Source organism: Treponema sp. (assembly GCF_024696245.1).
GTDB lineage: Bacteria > Spirochaetota > Spirochaetia > Treponematales > Treponemataceae > Treponema_D.
The window spans coordinates 1-4,422 of record NZ_JAILGZ010000137.1; the positions used below are offsets into that span (position 1 = coordinate 1).

The 4,422-nt window shown below is 33.7% G+C and carries 2 protein-coding genes; both read right to left on the minus strand.

What is annotated here, in order from left to right; genetic code table 11:
• Nucleotides 1–28: 28 nt before the first annotated feature.
• Nucleotides 29–802 (minus strand): hypothetical protein, encoded by a 774-nt coding sequence (locus K6D58_RS09915; RefSeq protein ID WP_296830234.1) that lies wholly within the window; start codon nt 800–802, stop codon nt 29–31.
• Nucleotides 803–810: 8 nt separating this feature from the next.
• On the minus strand, nt 811–4,404 hold the full coding sequence (locus tag K6D58_RS09920; protein ID WP_296830235.1) for a hypothetical protein: 3,594 nt from the start codon (nt 4,402–4,404) through the stop codon (nt 811–813).
• Between the last annotated feature and the right edge of the window lie 18 nt (nt 4,405–4,422).

A 4,422-nucleotide genomic window follows, 5' to 3' on the forward strand; every position in this document is an offset into this window, starting at 1 on the left:
TTTGAAAATGAATTAAATAACAGTCTGGTTAAATCAGAAAATATAAGATGCCTTTTTGAAATAAACATTTTGTCAGCTGCCAGATTCTTTTATTTTCTTTTTTAGTCAGATTAAAAAAATAAAAGTTTCCTTTTTTATCTGCAGCTGACAAAATGTTTATTTCAAAAAGGCATCTTATATTTTCTGATTTAACCAGACTGTTATTTAATTCATTTTCAAAAGAAAATGTCCGGTAAAGGGTTTTATAACTTTTTGTGTCCTTAATAATCAGAACTCCTTTAGATTTGTTTAAATCAATTTTTTCTTCATTATCTTTATCAGGAAAAGCAGCAATGTAAAAAAAATACAACAGCCCCTTACCATCATCTGTTAAAGAAAAAGACGAATTGGAATCCCTATGAATGTCTTCAAAAAGATATTTGTCTTCTTCTTTAATACCATGTAGAAAATCCCTGGTTAAAAAAATTTGATCCTCATAATCCCTTGAAGTTGTTCTGAATGAGGAATATTCAGAAGGAAAACTTTCATAAGAATAGGAGCCATCTTTTTGTCTGGTAAAGTATCTGTCTTCTTTAAGTTTTCTGCTGTACAAATGAAAAGTATGGTCATTTACAAAATACATACCGTAAGGACCGTTTAAGTAATCTTTTTCTTCAGAAAACTTTCCATCTTCTGCTGCAAAAAAATCATCTTCCATAAACTCAGCTTCTTTTATTATTTCATTTTCTACAGCAGAAAGATAAAAAGCCTGAAACATACAAACCGATAATGTTAAAATAAATTTATAATTTCTAATTTTCATAAAGAACCTCACTTAAGATAAAGTCTCTGAACAGCCCAGCAGCGCTGACATTTTTTTTCCCTGATAAACCAGGATCCTGATAAATCTTCATTTTCGATCAGTCCCCTTTTATTCCAGCAGCCACTTTGAACCATATTTCTTTTTACACTTCCAAAAACAAGCTGACCATAAACACTTTCAAGGATTTGTACAGATCTGGCAACTTCAGCAAAAGTTCTGGCTTCTTTAAGTCTCTTATAATCAATATCCGCTACTACCCCGATATGACTTCTGATTCGCGGGTTATACAAAAAAATATTTTCCATGGAATTATAAATACCATAAGCAATTACATCTCCAGGAACAGCTTTTGCAAAATACTTCTTTGTTTTATCAAGAAGGAGTTTTCTGTAAGATGGAAGATCATCATAATCTGTTTTCATTACATCCGCCCCTACATAACTATCTTCATCCTTATAAACATATTTTCCATATTCCCCCTGGCTCTCATTTACACCTGTCCTTAAACCATCATTAGCCTTATCAAATGACATAAAGGCCCAGTTAATTACTTCATAACCAGATGCCCAGGAACCAGAGCTTTCCGGAAAACTTAAACTTCTTTTATTAGTAGAAAGTTCATTACATTCAGCTTTATCAGGAGGCATATTATTGTAATTAAGCCATTTATACCGGCTTCCACTATAAGAAGCAGTCCTTACTATCATTCCAATACAATCAGTACCAGCTCCAAGATTATCCGGGTAGGAATATGATTTAGCTTCTTTAAAGACTCCATCATAGTAACCATCATCATCTGCATGATACAAAAATCCAAGTCCTGGTATAAAAGCTTTATTTTTTTCCGGGGAAGACTTCCAGTAGAGATCCCATTTGCCTTCAGAAGCTGTAGTTAAAAGCCATTCAGAAAGGGCTGCAACTGTATTTTCTGTATCAGGAAAATTACTGTCAGCATTTTTTGGAAAAAGTCCTTTAGACATTTTGACTTCTTCAACAATATTTATTTCCTGACTGTTTTCTTCTTCCTGAATATTTCCGCTATCTGTATCAGAAGCAGTTTCTCCTTCACCAGAATCAGGATTATCAGAAGCTGAATCTCCTTCACCTGAACAAGGATTATCTGAGGCTGATTCATTTTCTTCTCCGGATAAATTATTGTCAGAAACAGCAGTTAGATTACTATTAATTCCACTATCTGGATTTACAATGTCTGTCAGAGCAGTATCAGAGCTTTCACCACCCGGGTTTTCACTTTCCCCCGGCTCAGATTCCCAATCCGCTGTAAGTGGTTGATGAAGTCTGTCATATTCTTTCTGAGCTTCTTCTATAAGGGAAGAAAAATGTTCCCTTAAACTTTCATTCTGCATTTTCATTTTATAGGCAAAATCAAAAGGACTATCCCAGGCTGATATTCCGTTCTCATTGTAATCGTAACTAATATTATTTCTGATAGTAGATGTTGTATTCTTACTTCTGAACGAAGTATATTCAGGTAAAGTAATAACCTGCATACCATTTCCCTGGGGAAGTTCATTCATAGGACCATCAAATTCTGTTGCAAACAAAGTACGGTTCCAGTTGTTAAAGCCCCATCCTTCTGACCACCACCAGGGAGTAAGGAGTGTTTTTTCATCGCAGGGTACATTCCAGGGATGAAGGTCATTCCAGTCATGAACTGAAGAATCATCACTTCTTTCATCAACATAAAGATTTGCCCTCCAGATCATTTTTTTGTCATAGACTTTTAAAATTGTACTTAAATCACAGGAAGCTATTTCCACATCTGATTTTTTCTGAAAGAGGGAAAAAGTAATTTTTATTTCATCCCCCGGGTAAGCATTTTCAAATCCAGAAGGTCTGACAGCAATAGAAGCCGTCTGGCCGTTCTGGTATTTTAATATTCCATCACCGGAAAGAAATAAAAGAGGAGTTTCTTCAAATTCCGGATCAGAAAGAAGCTTATAATTGTGACCTGATTCCTGTCTTACAAGTTTTCCTGTATAAAAAGGAAAACCTTCTTCATCAAGAAATGCTATGTCAAAAGAAGATGAATGATTTAATGAATATACCAGTTCATCCTTTACTTCCCAGCTCTGCCTTGCTTTAAGCAGATATTCCTGATAATCAGATCTTTTATAGTTTCCTTCATTATCAAAGAGATTTTCATCAGGATCTCTGGCTCCGGAAATTTTTACATAATAATTTTCAAAATCCTTTGGAATAAAAGCCATATGATTTGATTTTCTCAAGTCAAACTTAATTTTTGAACAGGCAAGATATTCTCCGGTATTTGGAATACATTCCCAGAGAAGGCTTTTATCAGTCTGATCGCTTTCATAAATAAGCTGGCTTTCTACTGACTGAATTCTAGCTTTTGAAAAAACATTCCATCTTCTAATTACAGGAAAATTCCTTAAAGGCATAATTCTGAAGCAATAAAAGTCTTCGTTATCACTAATAAGATCCTGGAGATGAATCGATCTTGAAAATTTCTTATCTTTCGTATACCCGGCCACATAGGTCATATTCAAAAAATCTTTATATGAAGTAATATAACCTTCAACAAAAGTAATAAAATACAGGCTGTACTGGTCATCCCCATACTTTATTTTTAAAAAGTCACCTGATCTAATCTGCTTAACTTCCGGAATAATAACATCATAAATAGAAAAGACCTGCTCAGTATTTTTATGGCTGTTTTTTTCTTCCATAAAATCCATCATATTTTCAGCAGCCGAGTCATATGCACTCTGCTCTGTTGAGTTTTTATTAAAAAAATCTAAATATGCCCCATAACGATATGGTTTGGAAAATTCATCAGAAAAATAAAGAGCTGCATCATAAGTTCCGGAATCTGCCCTTAATTCACAAAACTCATAGTCATACCTGAGCTTTTCATTATAAAGCTGGGTCAAATAATAATTGATAAAATCCGGAATATTATTTTTATATATTCCATAAAAATTATTTTCGTTTTCAAAATACTCGTTAATCAAAAAGCTCATATACTTCTTAAGAAGAAAATCATCTTTCTGACTTTGTTCGTCATAATCCCGGCTTATAAATTCAATAAAGGAATTTAAATCATTAAACTTTCCTGCAGCTTTATCCACAAAAGATTCTATAAGATTGGTAAATTTTACTTCAAGTAAAAGATCCATTTGTCCATCCCTGTAATAAACCCTAAGAGTTCCATCCTTGTTTTCCGGCAGCAAAATACCCGAATCATCAAGAACCCTGATCGTATAATCACAGGAATTAGGAGTTCTATTAAAAGTAAGCTTTGCAGATATTTCCTCAATGTCATAATACTTCTGGTAAAAATCTTCCAGCTCATGAGAAAAATCCATCTGGGAATAAAGGTCTAAAAGATTTTCGCTGTCCTCCTTCCAGAAAACCTTTCCTTCTTCCTCACACATGCAATAGACATGGGAATCAGAATCCGTAAAAAATACAGACGCTGATTCCATTGCCATACCATTAAGGGATATTCCGCTAAGGTTATCATGCCTGATCTTTGATATTTTTATCTCAGACTGGGCATGAATAACCATGCAGAAAAAGAATGTTAAAAACGATAGAAAAATTTTTTTATTCATCATATATATATTTTCATCGTT

Bases quoted from the DNA above. Each gene is read 5' to 3' on its own strand.
- K6D58_RS09915 (WP_296830234.1), bottom strand. From the start codon at position 802: ATGAAAATTAGAAATTATAAATTTATTTTAACATTATCGGTTTGTATG.
- K6D58_RS09920 (WP_296830235.1), bottom strand. From the start codon at position 4,404: ATGATGAATAAAAAAATTTTTCTATCGTTTTTAACATTCTTTTTCTGC.